The following is a 261-nucleotide window of genomic DNA, read 5'->3' as shown; positions in this document are numbered from 1 at the left end:
ACCATCCCTGATTTTTAAAATACAAATTACACATATAACCAGGAGGTTTTAAAATGAATAAAACAGAATTAGTCTCAGCAGTGGTTGAAAAAACAGGATTTTCTAAGAAAGAAGTTGCTTCGGTAATTGATACGACATTAGATGAAATTACATCTGTATTAAAAGAAGGCGGACAAGTTAAGATTGCAGGTTTTGGTGGATTTGAATCAGCAACACGTGCAGCTCGCAAGGGAAGAAACCCTTCAACTGGTGAAGAAATCG

1 protein-coding gene is annotated in these 261 nt (G+C 36.0%); it reads left to right on the top strand.

The features are described 5' to 3' along the window. Window positions 1-53: 53 nt before the first annotated feature. Window positions 54-261: HU family DNA-binding protein (locus tag R0J92_RS24060; protein ID WP_411053531.1), on the top strand; the 208-nt coding region annotated here is incomplete at its 3' end.

This window comes from Tritonibacter sp. SIMBA_163 (assembly GCF_046535935.1).
Classification (GTDB): Bacteria; Pseudomonadota; Alphaproteobacteria; order Rhodobacterales; family Rhodobacteraceae; genus Epibacterium; species Epibacterium scottomollicae.
The sequence above is the reverse complement of the archived record's forward strand: the minus strand, read 5'-3'. Positions and strand labels throughout refer to the sequence as shown.